Below are 16,679 nucleotides of genomic sequence, written 5' to 3' on the forward strand. Positions count from 1 at the left end.
GCGCGGCACGCCCTTGGGCTCAGAAACGCAAGGTCGCTCCCGAGACCAGCCATCGCTCGCGCTCGCCGCGCAGGTGGCCGCCGACCAGCAGGTCGAGGTCCAGCCGTTCGCCCAGGTGCAGCCTCGGTCCGGCCTGCCAGCCGCTGTCGCCGGCCGACTCGCCGAAGCGTTCGGCGATCAGGGTCAACGGCTGGCCGACGCGGTATTCCATGCCCATACCCCAGTTCCAGCGATGCCGGCGCTCGCCCTCGGCGTAGGCATGCCCCAGGCCGACCCCGGCGTTCAGGCGCAGGGCCTCGAACGGCTGGTAGCTCAGCGGCAGGTTGAAGCCGGCGCCTTCGAAGGCGTGCCGGCGGTCCAGGTAGAGATCCGCCGAGAGCGCCAGGGCCAACGCCAGGCCGAGGTCGTCGCGGGCCAGCAGCGGTGTCTTCAGCTCGGGGCTGAGGCGGCTGTGCCGATCGCCCGCGTCGCCCTCGCGCACCAGCGCCGCGCCGAGCTGCACCGATGGTAGGGCGGAGAAGGTGCAGGCGGGCGACAGCACCGACTGGTAGCGGTTGCCGTGGTGCCGTTCGCGCTGGTGCCAGGCGTCCAGGTTGCATTCGCCGACGGGGTCGATCTCGCCGTCGTCGACCCGGTAGGCGCCGCCCGCGGCGCGAGCCTCGGACAGCAGCGCCAGCAGCAGGACGCAGGCGAGCGCGGCGGCGACGAAGCCCAGGCGCCAGGACAGGGCGCGTCGCAGCGCGGCCGGCAGCGGTTGGAAAAGGGGCGCCCGCGGGCGCCGGTCGTGCAGGGTCATGATGCGTCTCTCCATGCGTGGGTCCGGTGTGCGTTGCGCGGCGCGGCGAGGCTTGCCGACGCGCCGGGAAAGGCCGGGACGAAGCCCGGCCGATCGCTCAGAACCACTGGCCGAAGCGGCGGATGTAGAGGGTCTTCATGGTCTGCGCGGTGACGCAGTAGCAGAGCAGCGTGCCCACCAGCCAGGGGAAGTACTCCCACGGCAGCGGCTGCAGGCCGACCATCGCTCCCAGCGGCGAGAACGGCACGTAGATGCCCAGCGCCATCACCAGCCCGGTCATCAGCATCACCGGCAGCGCCGCGGTGCTCTGGATGAAGGGAATCTTCTGGGTACGCAGCATGTGCACCACCAGGGTCTGCGAGAGCAGGCCCTCGATGAACCAGCCGGACTGGAACAGCGACTGCATTTCCGGGCTGTTGGCGGCGAACACGAACCACATCAGCGCGTAGGTGGTGATGTCGAAGATCGACGAGGTCGGGCCGATCCAGACCATGAAGCGGCCGATGTTCTTCGAGTCCCACTTGCGCGGCTTGGCGAGGAACTCCTTGTCCATCTTGTCCCACGGCAGCGACAGCTGGGAGATGTCGTACATCAGGTTCTGCAGCAGCAGGTGGATCGCCAGCATCGGCAGGAAGGGGATGAAGGCGCTGGCCACCAGTACCGAGAACACGTTGCCGAAGTTGGAGCTGGCAGTCATGTTCAGGTACTTCATGATGTTGCCGAAGGTCTCGCGGCCCTTGATAACGCCCTCCTCCAGGACCATCAGGCTTTTTTCCAGGAGGATGATGTCGGCCGATTCCTTGGCGATGTCGGTGCCGCTGTCCACCGAGATGCCGACATCGGCATCTCGCAGCGCGGGGGCGTCGTTGATGCCGTCGCCGAGGAAGCCGACGGTGTGTCCGTTGCCCTGCAGGGCCTTGAGCACCCGCGACTTCTGCAGCGGCGTCAGCTTGGCGAACACCGTGCGCTCCTCGGCCAGGCGTTGCAGGGTGGCATCGTCCATCAGGTCGATGTCGCGACCGAGCAGCGGCTCGCCGACGTCCAGGCCGACCTCGCGGCAGATCTTCGCGCTGACCACCGGGTTGTCACCGGTGAGCACCTTCACCGCCACGCCGTTCTCGCGCAACGCGGCGATGGCCGGGCCGGCGGTTTCCTTCGGCGGATCGAGGAAGGTCAGCAGGCCGGCGATCACCAGATCGCGCTCGTCGCTGGCGCCGTACTGGGCCTGGGACTCCGTGCGCGAGAGGCTGCGGGTGCCGAGCAGGAGCACGCGGAAGCCGTCGCGGTTGTATTGCTCGGCCAGCGCCAGCAGGGCCCGGCGGCGTTCCTCGTCGAGCGGCAGGTCGACGCCGTCCTGGTGCACGCGGGTGGCGATCTCGAGCATTTCCTCGACCGCGCCCTTGCACACCAGCAGGTGTTCGCCGTCCTTGCCCTCGAGGATCACCGAGAGACGCCGACGGACGAAATCGAAGGGCAGTTCGTCGACCTTGCGCCAGGCATCCGACGGCGTGATGCGCGGGTTCTGTTCGACGAAGGCGACCACCGCGCGGTCCATCAGGTTCTTCATCCCGGACTGGTGGAAGCTGTTCAGCCAGGCCATTTGCAGGACCCGGTCGCAGCGCCGGCCGGCAACGTCGACGTGATGCTCGAGGATGATCCGGTCCTGGGTCAGGGTGCCGGTCTTGTCGGTGCAGAGTACGTCCATGGCGCCGAAGTTCTGGATCGCGTTAAGGCGCTTGACCACCACCTTGCGCCGCGACATCGCCACCGCGCCCTTGGCCAGGTTGGCGCTGACGATCATCGGCAGCATTTCCGGGGTCAGGCCGACCGCCACGGCGAGAGCGAACATGAACGCCTCGGTCCAGTCGCCCTTGGTGAAGCCGTTGATCAGCAGCACGATCGGCACCATCACCAGCATGAAGCGGATCAGCAGCCAACTGACGCTGTTCACCCCACGGTCGAAGGCGGTCTGCGCCCGCGAACCGACGATGGAACGGGCCAGCGAACCGAAATAGGTGCGCGCACCGGTGGCGACCACCACCGCGGTGGCCGTGCCGCTGACCACGTTGGTGCCCATGAAGCAGATGTTCGGCAGTTCGAGCAGGTCCTGCTGGTCGGCGGCGATCCGCTTGGCGGACTTCTCGCGGACCGCGCCGAGGGTGTCGTATTTCTCCACCGGCAGCGCCTCGCCGGTGAGTACGGCCTGGCTGATGAACAGGTCGCGCGATTCGATCAGGCGGATGTCGGCGGGGATCATGTCGCCGGCGGACAGGCGCACGATGTCGCCGACCACCAGTTCGCCCATGGGGATTTCCCGCAGCTCGCCGCGCATCCCGCGCTCGTCGCGGCGCAGCACGGTGGCGGTGTTCCGCACCATGGCCTTGAGCGCCTCGGCGGCCTTGCCCGAGCGGTATTCCTGCCAGAAGCGCATCAGGCCGCTGACCAGGACCATGCAGAGGACGATGATGACGCCGGTGAGATCGGTTTCCTCACCGTCCTGCAGCGGCAGCCAGAAGTCGGTGAAGAAGCTGATCGCGGAGAGCGTCATCAGCACGTAGATGAAGGGGTTGTTGAACGCTTGCAGCAGTTGCACCAGGACGTGTGGCGGACGGTCGTGGGCCACTTCGTTGGGGCCGTCGGCGTGCAGCCGGGCGGCGGCCTCGGCCTGGTCGAGGCCGTCCTGGCGACCGCGGACGTTGGTGAGGGTGGTTTCCAGGCTGTTCTGCGCTTCGCGGGCGGCGCGCATGGACAGTCGGTCGTTGCGGCGCTCGGTATCGAGCTGGGTATTGCGTTGGGTCGCTACGCTCATGACTCGGTCTCCTGTCGCGAGCTGCGCGACGGCGACACGAGTCGGTTGCCGGTCAGGTGACAGGCAAAGGCGTGCCGGGTCGCGATGTTCGCGATCGGTGGGAAGAATGTTCGGCTTGTCCGGGTGAGGCCCACTGCGCGCGGCCGCTCAGGCGGCACGCAGCAGGCCGACTTGGTGGTTCGTCCATGGCAGGCTCCTTGTGCGAAGGGTTAGGCAGGAGAAAGCGTCAGCCGCGCATCGGGCGGCGTCCGCTCACAGGGTTCTCTTCGACCTGCGTCTCCAGGCGGCGATACTCCAGGCGACCGCCGGCCGGGTCGACACGCCAGGCGAGGCTCGCGGGATGGCCGTGGCCGGGAAGGATCGCGCCGGGGGATTGCGCGGCGCGCACGCGCATCTTCGCCACGAAGGCGGATACGCCGGGGGATACCGAATTCTCGAAGTTCATGACTCACCTGTACCCGGCGTGCCGGACACGGGTGAGAAGCAGTGGGTCAGCCCAGGATGCCGCTCAACCGACCGACCCGTTGCGGGTTCCGTCGTGCGTTGGTTTGGGTCATCGCACCAGCCGGCATCTGCTGGGCCGGGCGACGACTACTGGGAATACTGTCCATGGCTCTCTTCGTAGGGGGAAAGAAAGTGCCCGGCTCTGCGGGCGGGGGTTTTATAGACCTCTTGCCAGACGAGGTCAACCGAAAAAGCCGTTTCGTTCAGGCTTCTATGGAACATCGGAAAATTCCCGCAGGAGTCCGGCGAAAAGACATCGGCCAAAAGCGCTCAGGCGGAGATCAGTCCCGCCAGCCGTCGCGCCAGCGCCGGCACTTCGGAGGCCGGGTCGAGGCGCAGGCGAAAACGGGTCTGCAGGATGTCCAGCAGTTCCTCGACGTCGCGCAGTTGGCGCTGCAGCGTCTCGCCGTTGCCGGCGCGCTGGCCGAACAGCCCGTCGGCCAGGGTCAGGCGCAGGTCGCCCTCGGTTATGGCGGCCTTCAGGCCCTGGCGGAACACGCTGTGCGGGTGGGTAGAGGTGTACCAGTTGCGCGGGATGTAATCGATCCACAACTGCGGGCGCAGGTCGAAGCGGTACAGCGGCAGCCAGCCGCTGCGACCGCGCACGGCGCTTTCGTAGAGACCGGCGTGCGGGTCGACCAGGCGCACGCAATGCACCTGTCCGGCGTCCGCCTCGTCGCCCGGCAAAGGCAGTGCTCGCGGCGGATTGGCCGAGCCGAAGCCGACATCCACCAGGAACTCGCCCTCCGCCAGGTACAGACGCAGCATCAGATGCGATTGCTGGGTCAGCGGCGCGTCCTCCGGGAGCCCCCAGCGTACCCGTGCCACCAGCAGTTCCAGCTCGTAGCCGAGGGCCAGCAGCAGGCGGGCGAACAGCGAGTTGAGTTCGAAGCAATAACCGCCGCGGCTGCCCTCGACGACCTTGGCGAAAACCTTGTCGGCGTCGATCTCGATGGGGCGGTCGAGCAGCACGTCGAGGTTCTCGAAGGCGACCCGGCGCAGATGCGCGTCGATCAGTCGGTCGAGATTCGCCAGGCTCGGCGGACCGGGATCGTCGATGCCGATATGGTGCAGGTAGGCATGGGTCTGCTCGGGCGTCAGCGGGGTCATGGCGGGCTCCGGAAAATGGCCAGCTCGATTCTAGACGCATTCTCGGGGAATACCGGAAGCGCCGTCAGGCACATTGGCCCGGGGTCTGCTTGACTGTGCCCATCCCACCCCGAGGAACGCCGCCATGGCCCAGGCAATCGTCGCCTACCTGCACTACCTGTCGATCTTCCTGCTGTTCGCCCTGCTGGTGTTGCAGCACCGCCTGCTGCGCCTGCCGCTGGACCTGGAGCGCGCCCGCAGCCTGGCGGCGATCGACCGCGGCTACGGCCTCTGCGCCCTGGCGGTACTGGCCAGCGGGCTGGCGCGGGTGCTGTGGTACGGCAAGGGTGTCGACTACTACCTGCACAATGGCCTGTTCCACGCCAAGGTCGGGCTATTCGTCCTCGCTGCCCTGGTCTCGCTGTTGCCGACCGTTACCTTCCTTGGCTGGCGCGGCGCCCTCAAGGCCGGCGAAGTGCCGGCGGTGACGCCGGCCCGGGGCCGGCGGGTGGTCCTGGCGGTGCGCCTGCAACTGCTCCTGCTGCTGGTCATTCCGTTGCTGGCTACGCTGATGGCGCGCGGCTTCGGCATGCGCGGCTGAGCCCTCAGTTCTGCATGGCCCGGCCATGCACGTCCATCGCCGCCTGGCGCAGCGCCTCGGAGCGGGTCGGATGCGGATGGCAGGTCAGCGCGAGGTCCTCCGCCGAGGCGCTGAACTCCATGGCCACGCAGGCTTCGCCGATCATCTCGCTGACGCCCGGCCCGATCATGTGCACGCCGAGCACCTGGTCGCTGCGGGCATCGGAAAGGATCTTGATGAAGCCTTCGCTCTCGTGGTTGATCTTCGCCCGGCTGTTGGCGCTGAACGGGAAGCGTCCGACCTTGTACTCGCGCCTCGCCGCCTGCAACTGCTCCTCGCCGAGGCCGACGCTGGCCACTTCCGGCTGGGTGTAGATGACCGACGGAATCACCTCGGCGTTCATCTCCGCCGCATGCCCGGCGATCCGCTCGATGCAGACGATCGCCTCTTCCTCGGCCTTGTGCGCCAGCATCGGTCCCGAGGTCACGTCGCCGATCACCCAGACGCCCGGCGCCGCGCTGCGCTGTCCCTGGTTCTCCAGCATGCCACGACGATCGCTGGCCAGGCCGACCGTCTCCAGCCCCAGTCCTTCGGTATAGGGGCGCCGGCCGATGGCCACCAGCACGTAGTCCGCCTGCAGCGATTCCGTAGCGCCGCCGGCGGCCGGTTGCAGGTCGAGTTCGACGCCCTGCTCGCCACTGCGCGCGGCGACCACGCGGGTGCCGAGGCGAAACCGCATGCCCTGGCGGGTCAGGGCGCGCTGCAGGGTCCTTGCGGTTTCCCCATCCAGCCCCGGGCAGATCCGCTCGAGGTACTCCAGCACCGTGACCTGTGCGCCCAGCCGGCGCCAGACCGAACCAAGCTCCAGGCCGATCACGCCGGCGCCGATCACCACCAGGTGGCGAGGCACTTCGGCCAACTCCAGGGCGCCGGTGGAGTCGAGGATGCGCTGGTTGTCCACCGGCACGCCGGGCAGCGGCGCCGGTTCCGAACCGGTGGCGATGACGATATCGCGCGCCTCCAGTTGCGCGTGGCCGCCGTCGGCAAGGGCCACGCCGACCCGGCCCTCGCCTTGCAAGCGCGCCCAGCCCTTGATCCACTGCACCTTGTGCTTGCGGAAGAGGAATTCGACGCCACGGGTCAGGGCGGCGACGCTCTCGTCCTTCTGCTTCATCATCTGCGCCAGGTCCAGTTCCGGGCTGACCCGGATGCCGAGCCGGGCGAACTCGCCGCCGCTCGCCGCGGCGTATAGCTCCGAGGCGTGCAGCAGGGCCTTGGACGGCATGCAGCCGACGTTCAGGCAAGTCCCGCCGAGGGTTTCGCGACCCTCCACGCAGGCCACCTTCAGGCCTAGCTGGCCGGCGCGAATGGCAGCGTTGTAGCCCCCCGGACCGGCGCCAATCACGATCACGTCATAGCTTTCCATCATCCTGCTCCTCGGTTGTCCCGCCACGGCCCCCTCAGCGTAGGCGACGCCGGCGCAAATAGAGGAAACGCCGCGTAGAGGGACCGAAAGCGATTGTATTTCACTCTTCATACAAAGCTTATATGATGGCCGTAATTTTCCTGCAACCCTTTCCCACCACGACAGGAGCACCACCATGGAACAGCCCAGCCGCGAAGACCGCCTGAACGCCTGGATCGCCACCGAGCGGGCCGCCCGCGCCCGCCTCGGCGCCAGCGGAACCCTGGAGCTGGCGCAAGTCGCCGCGCTCTCCCCGCAGGAGTTCTTCGACCGCATCGGCAGCGGCGAGCTGCCCTGCCCGCCCTACGGCGAACTGGTCGACTTCGTTCCCATCGAGTGGTCCGAAGGGCGCTTCCTGTTCCAGGGCACCCCGGACCGCCGCCACTACAATCCGCTGGGTAGCGTGCACGGCGGCTACGCCGCGTCGCTGCTGGATTCCTGCATGGGCTGCGCGATCCATACCCGGCTCCAGGCCGGCCAGGGCTATACCACCACCGACCTGCGGATCAGCTACCTGCGCGCGCTGACCGACAAGGTCGGTCCGGTACGCGCCGAAGGCCGGGTGGTGCACCTCGGCCGCTCGACGGCGGTCGCCGAGGGCCGGTTGTACGATGTCGACGACCGTCTCTACGCCGTCGGCTCGACCACCTGCCTGGTCCTGCACATGGCCGGATGAACGCGGCTTCGCCAGGGAAGGCCGCCAGGCGTTAAGATGACGACCTGCATTCCAAGGTATCGAAGCCATGCGTTATCCCGAAGACCACAAGCAGAAGACCCGCCGGCGTATCGTCGAGGAGGCTGCCCGGCTGTTCCGCCAGGACGGCGTCGGCGCCACCGGGCTGCAACCGCTGATGAAGGCCCTGGGCCTGACCCATGGCGGCTTCTACGCGCACTTCAAGTCCAAGGACGACCTGGTGGAAACCGCGTTGCGGCATTCCGCGGCGCAACTCGACGAAATCACCGCGCCCCTGGCGGAGGCGGAACGACCGCTGGCGCTGCTGATAGAGCAGTACCTGTCGCCGCGTCACCGCGATAACCCCGGCGCCGGCTGCCCGTTGCCGACCCTGTCGGCGGAACTCGGCCAGCGCGGCACGCCGAGCCCGACCACCGACAGCATCGTGCGCAAGCGCCTGGCGATGATCGAAGCGGCCCTGGAGGGCGAGGACGCAGGCGAGCGCGCCGTGCTGCTGCTCGCTTCGCTGGTCGGCGCGCTGCAACTGTCGCGCAGCGTGCAGGATGAGGCGCTGTCGCAACGGATACTGGAAGCGACGCGCAAGAAGCTGCTGGAGCAGATGGAGCGCTAGGGCCTCAGCCGAGGTAGCGCTCGGCCGGCCGCTGCCGCGACAGATTGGGCGCGAGCCTGGCCCGCGCCGTCATCAGCGCCTGCCAATCGGCCGCATCCGGCAACGACGGGATGGTCACCGCTTCACGCCGATCGAAACCGACCAGCGCCGCCTCCACCAGGTCCTCGACCTCCATCACCATCTCCGCGGGAATCCCGGCGATTCCGGTGCCGCTGCGCTCCCAGATCTCGGTACGGGTGACGCCGGGCAGCACCGCCTGGACGTAAACGCCGCTGCCGGCCAGCTCGTGCTGCAGCGACTGGCTCAGGCTCAGCACGTAGGCCTTGGTCGCGCTATAGACGGCATTGAACAACTCCGGCGCCAGCGCCACCACCGAACCAAGGTTGACGATGGCGCCGCCGCCACGCCGGCGGAACCCCTCCGCCGCGCCGGCAGCCAGGCGGGTCAGGGCCACCACGTTGAGGGCGATCATCCGCTCCGCCCGGTCCATGTCGGCATCGGCCAGCGGACCGTTCATCGCCACGCCGGCGTTGTTCACCAGCAACGCGATCGAGGCGTCGTCGCGCAACCGTCGCTCGACCCGCAACCTATCGTCGCGCTCGGACAGGTCGGCGCGCAGGATCTCCACCCTGACCCCGTGGGCTTGGCGAAGTCGATCCGCCAGGGCTTCCAGGCGTTGCCGGTCGCGCGCCACCAGCAACAGGTCGTGGCCACGGCGGGCCAAGTGCTCGGCGTAGGTCGCGCCGATTCCGGAAGAGGCGCCGGTGACCAGGGCGACGCCATTGCCAATCTGTTCGTTCATGTGGGTTCTCGCTGGAAAAAAGCCTGACCGCTGACAGCGGCTGTTTATATTACACACTTAATATTATGACCATAATTAAAACCGTCAAGCCTTTATCCGTTCCAACGAGCAGGGAGGGATGAGGAAAACCTTCATGCAACCGTCACGGAAAACGCCAATAAAAGGTCAGGACCCACACCACCCCGACATGCCCTACCATGGCGTTGTCCATCGCGGGAGGATCATGCGTCATGTATCACGGTGAAAGACTCAATGCCTGGACCCACCTGATCGGTGCGGTCGCCGCCTGTACCGGCGCCGTATGGCTGACGGTCCAGGCGAGCCTCAACGGCAGTCCGTGGAAGATCGTCGGGGTCGGCGTCTACGGCGTCACCCTGACGCTGCTCTACAGCATCTCGACCGCCTACCACAGCGTGCGCGGGCGAGCGAAGGTGGTGATGCGCAAGCTCGACCACCTGTCCATCTACCTGCTGATCGCCGGCAGCTACACGCCTTTCTGCCTGGTCACGCTGCGCGGTCCCTGGGGCTGGACGCTGTTCGGCATCGTCTGGGGCCTGGCGGTACTCGGCATGCTCCAGGAGATCAAGCCACGCTCCGAGGCGCGAGTGCTGTCGGTGGTGATCTACGCGGTGATGGGCTGGATCGTGCTGATCGCGGTGAAACCGCTGCTCGCCGCCCTCGGCAGCGCCGGCTTCACCTGGCTGGCGGCCGGCGGCGTGCTCTATACCGTAGGGATCGTCTTCTATGCCTATGACCACCGCTTCCGCCACTGGCATGGCATCTGGCACCTGTTCGTGATCGCCGGCAGCCTCCTCCACTTCGTGGCGATCTGGCGCTACGTACTCTAGGCGCGGTCCGGCGCGAAGCAGCGGGAGCTGGTCGCGCCGGAGGCTCAGCCCTTCTTCGTCCGCGACAGCGCGATGCACGCCACCACGATCAGCACGCCGCCGGCGATGGTCAGCGCGTCCGGCACCTCGCTCCAGAACAGCCAGCCCCAGCCGGCGTTGAAGACGATGCCGATATAGCGGGTCACCGCAACGATGGTCGCGCTCTCGTGACTGAAGGCGCGGGTTAGGAACACCTGGCCGAGTAGCGATACCACCCCGATGGCCAGCAGCAGCCCCCACTCGCGCAGCGTCGCCGGCACCACGAAGTCGTTCCACATCAGCGGGATGGCCACCAGGGTGGCCACCGCCAGGAAGTAGAAGACGATCTCGTAGGTATGGTGCCGCGCGCTCAGTTGGCGGATCGCCACCGAGGCACCGGCGGCGAACACCGCACTGAGCAGGCCGACCACGGCGTATACCGAGTAGCTGGAATAGCTGAACGGCTTGACGATCATCAGCGCGCCGAGCACCACCACCAGCAACAGCCAATAGACCGCCCGGGGAATCCGCTCGCCGAGGAACAGCGCGGAGAAGAGGATGACGAAGAACGGCGACATGTGCGCCAGGATGCTCGCGTCCGCCAGCGGGATATGGGCGATGGCGTAGAAATAGCAGACCAGGTACAGCGCCCCCATCACCCCGCGCACCAGCAGCATCGGCACGCCCTGGCGCGACAGGGCGACACCGGCCTGGCGCATCAGCAGGTAGATCAGCAGGGTACCGATGGCGCTGCGGAAGAACACGATCTCGGCAGCCGGCAGGGTGGCGCTGGCTTCCTTGACCAGGGCGTTCATCACGCTGAAGGTGAAGGACGCCAGCACCGCCAGCAGCACCCCGCTCTTCAGCAGGTCGAGCACCATTGGCGATAGATGGCGTCCGCCGCCGGACGGCTGTCGATCGGATACAGGCTTGGATGGCACTGGCTCGCTCCTTGGCAATCGATGAATCGGGACACGGCGTTCTCGTAGCTCGCCAACAGGCTGCGCGCCTGCGGCATGGCCAGGTCGAAGTGGGCGGCCAGCGCGACGATCAGCGCCAGCTTGCGATAGTCCTCCAGCGGCACCCGCGGGAGCCGCCAGAGTCCATCCTCGTCGCGACTGACGCGGCGGAACGGCACGGCGGAAAAGTCGAAGTGGCGACCCTGCTCGTCGGCCGGAGAGAACGGATCGACCAGCAACGCCGCGTAGCGCACGAACAGCAGGTATTCCTGGCGCTCGGCGCCGGCCTCGGCGAAGCCGTCGATGGCCGCGCGCGGCAGCATCGTCTCGTGCACCGGGTAGTTGTCGTCGTTGAGGAACCGCAGCAGGTTCAACGGCTCGGCGCCCATCCGCCGCAACAGTTCGCTCAGCTCGCACCACAGCCGCCGCATGGCGCCAATGGCCCCGGGGGTGATAGGTCCCTCCGGGTAGAGCTTGTACATGAAACCGGGCGGCCCCTGCTCGGAAAGTATCCGGGCGAGGGCGAACTCGCCGAGAAAGAACGGACTGTGCACGTAGGTGGTGACGTTGCGGCCCTCCGCCGCTTCCGGCGTCGCCAGGGGTACCACCTCCACCCCGCTGCCGGCCAGGACTCGCCGCCAGGTCTCCCGCGCCGGGCAGTCCGGCCGGCTGGAACCCAGGTAGACCCTGCGCTTGACCGCCTTGGTCAGGGCCCGCAGCGGTTGTGTCTCGTCGATCACCTTGGTCGCCGCGTAGTAGCTGGACAGGCTCAGCACGGTCGCCTGGCACCCCGCCGGCAGGGCGCTGCGCACCAGCAGGTTGGCGCCGATGAAGGCGGACACCAGCAGCAGCGTGCGCACCCCGCCGAGTCGCTCCCAGGGCAACCCGCGGACCACGTCCAGGTAACTGTCGGCCGGCACGCAGAGCACCAGGGTCTGCCAATCGTCGCGAAGCTCAGCGGGGTCCTGGTGGAAGACGTCCAGCGCGGCGTTGCCGGACAGCCAGCGATGCTGCCCCTGCCCTTCCAGTTGCAGGCAGGCGCCGCGCGCCAGGGCCTCGGCGATCCGCTGGCTGCGCCGGCCGGGATGGTTCAGCGCGCCGAGGCGACCGGCACCGTGGCGGCGCAGGTCCAGCGCGACCTGGATCGCCACCGCGCCCAGACCGACCAGCAGGACGTTGCCCAGGCTCTCATCAGCGGCGTTCATCGACCGGCCTTCTCCAGGATCAGGGTGTCGTACAGCGGCTGGCTGACCCGCTCCGCGCAAACCCGCCAGCCCTCCAGTTCGGCCGGCTCAACCGGGTAGTTGAACAGTCCCTTGATGCCGCTGCCGTGACGCAGCAGGACCTTGGCGTCGGCGCGCATGACCTGGCGGATCTGCGCCAGTACCGCGCTTTTCTGCTGCACCAGCGAAGCGATCAGGAAATGCGTGGCATCGCGGGAAAACGCCAGTTCCGCCGGCGGCAGCGAGGAAAACTGCATGCGCGCCTCCAGCCCCTGGCAGCGGGCGATCTCGCGGGCATAGCCCAGGGCCTCCTCGTCGATGTCCAGGCAGCACAAATGTGCGCCGACCTCCCGCGCCAGCACCAGGGCCGAGGTCGGCAGGGCACCGGAGCCGACGAACAGGACCCGTGCATCAGCATCTATCCCGGCGCTGTCGAGTTCGCCGCGGATGGATTCCAGCAGGCTACCCAGGTAGCGGCCCATCTCGCCGGGTTCATGCAGCACGCCCTGGCAAAGGTGCTTCTCCAGTTCGCAGAGGGCCTGCACCGCCGCGTCGCGCAGGCGCAGGCCGAGCGCCTGCAACGCAGGGTCGTCCGAATCGGCCTGCCACTGCGCCCGGCTGCAATCCTCCCCGATCAGTCCGCTCAGACGGTCGAGCTTGCGCCTGAGGATCTCGTAGCAGCCGCAACACTCGCGGGCATAGACGGTGAGCAGGCGAATCTCGCATTCCAGTTCGCGGAGGGTTTCCAGCAGCGGTGTGCGTCCTTGCATGGCATGGCTTCCTGGCGGCGGTAGAGGGCTCAGTAGTTCAGGGTCAGGCTCATGGTCAGGTTGCGCGGCTCGCCGGGGGCGACCCAGACGTTGTTATAGGAACGCTCGTAGTAGCGACGATCGAAGAGGTTGTTGACGTTCACCCCGAGGGTCGCATTGCTCGCCAGCGGATAGTGCGCGAGCAGGTCGACGGTGGTGTAGGCCGGCAGTTCGAAGCCGCTGTCGCTGCTGTCGCCGGCGCGCTCGCCGACATAGTTGACCGCCGCGCCGGCGTCAGCGCCGTGCAGCCAGCCTTCGCGGAACTCGTAGACGCCCATCAGGCTGCCGCTGTGCTTCGGCACGTTGAGCAGGCGGCTGCCACGGGCGATGTTCTCGTCCTTGGTCACTTCGGCGTCGATATAGGCGTAGGCGCCGATCAGCCGCAACTGCTCGGTGAGTTGGCCGCTGAACTGCAGGTCGAAGCCCTGGCTGCGCGCCTCGCCGGCGGTCTGCTGGTAACCGGGATTGCTCGGGTCGGCGGTGAGCACGTTCTTCTTTTTCAGGTGGAACGCGGCGAGGGTCAAGCCCAGCCGGCCATCGAGCAGGTCGAGCTTCACCCCCGCCTCGTAGCCGCGCCCCTCCTCCGGGTCGAAGGCCTTGCCGGCCATGTCGGTACCGCCATTGGGCTTGAAGGATTTCGAGGCGTTGGCGAACAGGCCGACCTCCGGGGTCGCCTGGTACAGCACGCCGATGCGCGGGGTGGCGGCACGCTGGGTCTGCTGCGAGCTGGTGTCGCGGAAGCGGCCATTGTTCAGGCGCGTGGCGTTCATGTCCTGGCGGTAGCGGTCGAAGCGCACGCCGAGCAGGCCGCGCCATTTCTCGTTGAACTCGATCTGGTCCTGCAGGTTGAGGGCCATCGCGTCGACTTCCTCGTGGTTGCGGTCGTCGCGTCCGAAGGGTGGTTTCGGCTGGCCGTAGACCGGCCGGCGGATGTCGATGGCATAGGGGTTGCGCGACGGGATGCTACGCAGGATCAGTTCGTCGTTGTGGTAGCGCTCGTACTCCAGGCCCATCAGCAACTGGTGGCGGATCGAGCCGGTATGGAGATCGCCGAGCAGGTCGAGCTGGGTGATGCTGTCGTGCCACTCGAAGTCGCGGTAGCGGTACTCCCGGCGCAGGGTGTAGCCGTCGGCGGCGAGGCTGGAGTTCTCCGAGGCGTAGCCGTCCAGGTGGCCATGCTTGTAGTGGCTGGCCAGGCGCAGGCTCCACTGCTCGTTGAAGTGATGGCGCAGGGTGGCCTGGAGGGTTTCGTTGTTGTTGTCGATCTTGCCGTCGTCCGGTTCGCCGAAGAACCGCGAGCGCGGCAGGCTGCCCAGGTGGTTGTGCGGCGCCACGGTGCCGCGGTCGAAGACCTGGCGGTTGCGCACCACCTCGGCTTCCACCAGCAACGAGGTGTCCGGGTCCAGTTGCCAGCTGAACGATGGCGCCACCAGCAGGCGCTGGCCGTCGGCGTAGTCGCGGAAGCCCTTGCTGTCCTCCACCGCCAGGTTCATCCGGTAGAGCAGGTCGCCCTCTTCGTCCAGCGGCGTGTTCAGGTCCAGGGTCGAGCGGTAGCGGTCCCAACTGCCGGCGCTGGCATGCAAGCGGGCGAAGCGCTCGGCCTGGGGCTTCTTGGTCACCAGGTTCACCGTGCCGCCGGGATCGCCGCGCCCGTACAGGCTGGAGGCCGGTCCCTTGAGGATTTCCACGCGCTCGATGGTGGCGCTGTCCGGGGCGTTCATATAGCCGCGGTTGGCGCTGAAGCCGTCGCGGTAGAACTCCGAAGTGGTGAAGCCACGGACGTTGTACTCGAACATCGTCAGGCCGCCGAAGTTGTTCTGCCGCGAGACCCCGCCGGCGAAGTCCAGCGCCCGTTCGATACGAGCGCTGTCAAGGTCGTCGAGCACCTGGCGCGGCACCACGCTGATGGCTTGCGGGATGTCCTCGATACGGGTGTCGGTGCGCGTCGCGCTGGCCGACCGATTGGCCCGGTAGCCCTGCACCGGGCCCGCCGCGCGCTCCGCTTCGGCGGTGACAGTGAGGACCTCAAGCTCCGCGGGACTTTCCGTTTCCGCCCAGAGCGCCGGGCTGCTGCAACCGAGGCCGACACCGAGGACAAGCGACACACTGACTCTCATGGGAAATCGCACCAGAAAAGAAATGATATACTATAACGCTACCAGTTCGATTCCGGCCTCGCAATACAATGCCCGGCTCTATCTCGCGTCTCGCCGCCAGGCTGTGATACTCATCCCTCTTTTCCGACGACCAGCCCAGCCATGCCCAACTCCATCTCCAATTCCTCCCGCCTGCACAGCATCGACGCCCTGCGCGGCCTGGTGATGCTGTTCATGCTGCTCGACCATGTCCGCGAGACCTTTTTCCTGCACCGCCAGGTCGGCGACCCGATGGACGTCGCCAGCACCGAGCCGGCGCTGTTCCTCAGCCGCACCCTGGCGCACCTGTGCGCGCCGGTGTTCGTCTTCCTCACCGGCCTGTCGGCATTCCTCTACGGCGAGAAGCACCAGGGACGCCGGGCGGTCTCGGCGTTCCTGTTCAAGCGCGGGTTGTTCCTGGTGGCGCTGGAACTGACCCTGGTGAACTTCGCCTGGACCTTCCAGTTGCCGCCGACGGTGATCTACCTCCAGGTGATCTGGGCGATCGGCCTGAGCATGCTCGCCCTGGCCGCCCTGCTCTGGTTGCCGCGCCCTCTGCTCGCGGCGCTCGGCGTGCTGCTGGTGGCCGGCCACAACCTGCTCGATCCGCTGCATTTCGCTCCCGGCTCGGCCTGGCACCTGCCGTGGGCGGTGCTCCACGACCGCGGCTGGATCGAAGCGGGCGACGCCCTGCGCCTGCGCACCTCCTACCCCCTGCTGCCGTGGATCGGTGTGATCGCCCTGGGCTATGCCGCAGGCAACTGGTTCAGCGGCGCCACGCCGGCAACCACGCGCCGACGCTACCTGCTGGCGGGCGGTGGCGGGCTGCTGCTCGGCTTCATCCTGCTGCGCCTGCTCAACGGCTATGGCGAGAAACCCTGGGCCTTCGGCGAGACGCCGGCGATCACCCTGATGGGCTTCTTCAACGTCACCAAGTATCCGCCGTCGCTGCTGTTCCTCGCCCTCACCCTGGGAATCGGCCTGCTGCTCCTGGCCTGGTTCGAACGCCTGGACTGGAGCGGTCGCGGCAAGGCCCTGGTGGCGTTCGGCGGAGCGCCGATGTTCTTCTACCTGCTGCATCTCTACCTACTGAAGCTGCTGTACCTGCTGGCGCTGGCGATCTGGGGCGCCAATCGGGGCGACTACTTCGGTTTCTCCTCGGTGCCTGCGCTATGGCTGTGCAGCATCCTGCTGGCCGTGGCGCTGTACCCGGCGGTGCACTGGTTCGCTGGTTTCAAGGCGCGGCGGCGGGATATCGCCTGGTTGAAGTACTTCTGAGGCGCGGAGCATCCAGGAGCCGCTGGAAACGTCCGGCCCTTCCCCCCCCACGGGTAGGAC

The 16,679-nt window shown here is 67.4% G+C and carries 15 protein-coding genes; 5 read left to right on the top strand and 10 right to left on the bottom strand.

Going from position 1 to position 16,679, the window contains the following annotated elements; genetic code table 11:
* Positions 1-19: 19 nt before the first annotated feature.
* The 4 genes from VQ067_RS26475 to VQ067_RS26490 form a co-directional block, all read right to left on the bottom strand.
* Positions 20-796 carry a hypothetical protein gene (locus VQ067_RS26475; RefSeq protein WP_003135296.1) on the bottom strand — a complete coding sequence of 259 codons (777 nt, stop codon included), beginning with the start codon at positions 794-796 and terminating at the stop codon, positions 20-22.
* Between the two features lie 97 nt (positions 797-893).
* Positions 894-3,605: a magnesium-translocating P-type ATPase gene (gene mgtA, locus VQ067_RS26480; RefSeq protein WP_003095335.1), complete on the bottom strand. Its 2,712-nt coding sequence runs from the start codon at positions 3,603-3,605 to the stop codon at positions 894-896.
* Positions 3,606-3,831: 226 nt separating this feature from the next.
* Positions 3,832-4,050: a hypothetical protein gene (locus tag VQ067_RS26485; protein ID WP_015503722.1), complete on the bottom strand. Its 219-nt coding sequence runs from the start codon at positions 4,048-4,050 to the stop codon at positions 3,832-3,834.
* Positions 4,051-4,379: 329 nt separating this feature from the next.
* On the bottom strand, positions 4,380-5,219 hold the full coding sequence (locus VQ067_RS26490; protein WP_003110506.1) for an arylamine N-acetyltransferase family protein: 840 nt from the start codon (positions 5,217-5,219) through the stop codon (positions 4,380-4,382).
* 124 nt (positions 5,220-5,343) lie between these two features.
* Here VQ067_RS26490 and VQ067_RS26495 point away from each other — a divergent pair, with 124 nt between their 5' ends.
* Positions 5,344-5,799, top strand: coding sequence for a DUF2214 family protein (locus VQ067_RS26495; protein ID WP_003104329.1), 456 nt, complete (start codon positions 5,344-5,346; stop codon positions 5,797-5,799).
* A 4-nt stretch (positions 5,800-5,803) separates the two neighbouring features.
* Here the strand turns inward: VQ067_RS26495 and lpdA are convergent, their stop codons facing one another.
* Positions 5,804-7,207 carry a dihydrolipoyl dehydrogenase gene (lpdA, locus tag VQ067_RS26500; RefSeq protein ID WP_004352607.1) on the bottom strand — a complete coding sequence of 468 codons (1,404 nt, stop codon included), beginning with the start codon at positions 7,205-7,207 and terminating at the stop codon, positions 5,804-5,806.
* A 172-nt stretch (positions 7,208-7,379) separates the two neighbouring features.
* On the opposite strand from lpdA, the gene VQ067_RS26505 reads away from it, so the two are divergent.
* Positions 7,380-7,919 carry a PaaI family thioesterase gene (locus tag VQ067_RS26505; RefSeq protein ID WP_033990040.1) on the top strand — a complete coding sequence of 180 codons (540 nt, stop codon included), beginning with the start codon at positions 7,380-7,382 and terminating at the stop codon, positions 7,917-7,919.
* Between the two features lie 67 nt (positions 7,920-7,986).
* Positions 7,987-8,547, top strand: coding sequence for a TetR/AcrR family transcriptional regulator (locus VQ067_RS26510; RefSeq protein WP_023118108.1), 561 nt, complete (start codon positions 7,987-7,989; stop codon positions 8,545-8,547).
* 4 nt (positions 8,548-8,551) lie between these two features.
* Here the strand turns inward: VQ067_RS26510 and VQ067_RS26515 are convergent, their stop codons facing one another.
* Positions 8,552-9,349 (bottom strand): SDR family NAD(P)-dependent oxidoreductase, encoded by a 798-nt coding sequence (locus VQ067_RS26515; RefSeq protein WP_003095350.1) that lies wholly within the window; start codon positions 9,347-9,349, stop codon positions 8,552-8,554.
* 230 nt (positions 9,350-9,579) lie between these two features.
* On the opposite strand from VQ067_RS26515, the gene trhA reads away from it, so the two are divergent.
* Positions 9,580-10,197 (top strand): PAQR family membrane homeostasis protein TrhA, encoded by a 618-nt coding sequence (gene trhA / locus VQ067_RS26520; RefSeq protein WP_003095352.1) that lies wholly within the window; start codon positions 9,580-9,582, stop codon positions 10,195-10,197.
* A 44-nt stretch (positions 10,198-10,241) separates the two neighbouring features.
* On the opposite strand, the gene cntI is transcribed toward trhA, so the two are convergent.
* The 4 genes from cntI to cntO are packed head-to-tail and all read right to left on the bottom strand — an operon-like array spanning position 10,242 to position 15,323.
* Positions 10,242-11,096, bottom strand: a complete 855-nt coding sequence (gene cntI / locus VQ067_RS26525; protein WP_003104336.1) for a pseudopaline transport inner membrane protein CntI — start codon at positions 11,094-11,096, stop codon at positions 10,242-10,244.
* A complete protein-coding gene (gene cntM, locus VQ067_RS26530; protein ID WP_003095356.1) occupies positions 11,078-12,379 on the bottom strand; it encodes a pseudopaline biosynthesis dehydrogenase CntM in 1,302 nt (433 codons plus the stop codon). Before cntM ends, cntI begins: the two co-directional genes overlap by 19 nt.
* Positions 12,376-13,167, bottom strand: coding sequence for a pseudopaline biosynthesis protein CntL (gene cntL, locus VQ067_RS26535; RefSeq protein WP_003135317.1), 792 nt, complete (start codon positions 13,165-13,167; stop codon positions 12,376-12,378). Before cntL ends, cntM begins: the two co-directional genes overlap by 4 nt.
* A 29-nt stretch (positions 13,168-13,196) precedes the next feature.
* Positions 13,197-15,323: a pseudopaline transport outer membrane protein CntO gene (gene cntO, locus VQ067_RS26540; RefSeq protein ID WP_033990038.1), complete on the bottom strand. Its 2,127-nt coding sequence runs from the start codon at positions 15,321-15,323 to the stop codon at positions 13,197-13,199.
* A 141-nt stretch (positions 15,324-15,464) separates the two neighbouring features.
* On the opposite strand from cntO, the gene VQ067_RS26545 reads away from it, so the two are divergent.
* Positions 15,465-16,619 carry a DUF1624 domain-containing protein gene (locus VQ067_RS26545; RefSeq protein ID WP_003112330.1) on the top strand — a complete coding sequence of 385 codons (1,155 nt, stop codon included), beginning with the start codon at positions 15,465-15,467 and terminating at the stop codon, positions 16,617-16,619.
* Positions 16,620-16,679 lie beyond the last annotated feature (60 nt).

It is taken from the genome of Pseudomonas sp. KBN12P06040 (assembly GCF_037574965.1).
In the GTDB taxonomy this organism is placed as follows: domain Bacteria; phylum Pseudomonadota; class Gammaproteobacteria; order Pseudomonadales; family Pseudomonadaceae; genus Pseudomonas; species Pseudomonas aeruginosa.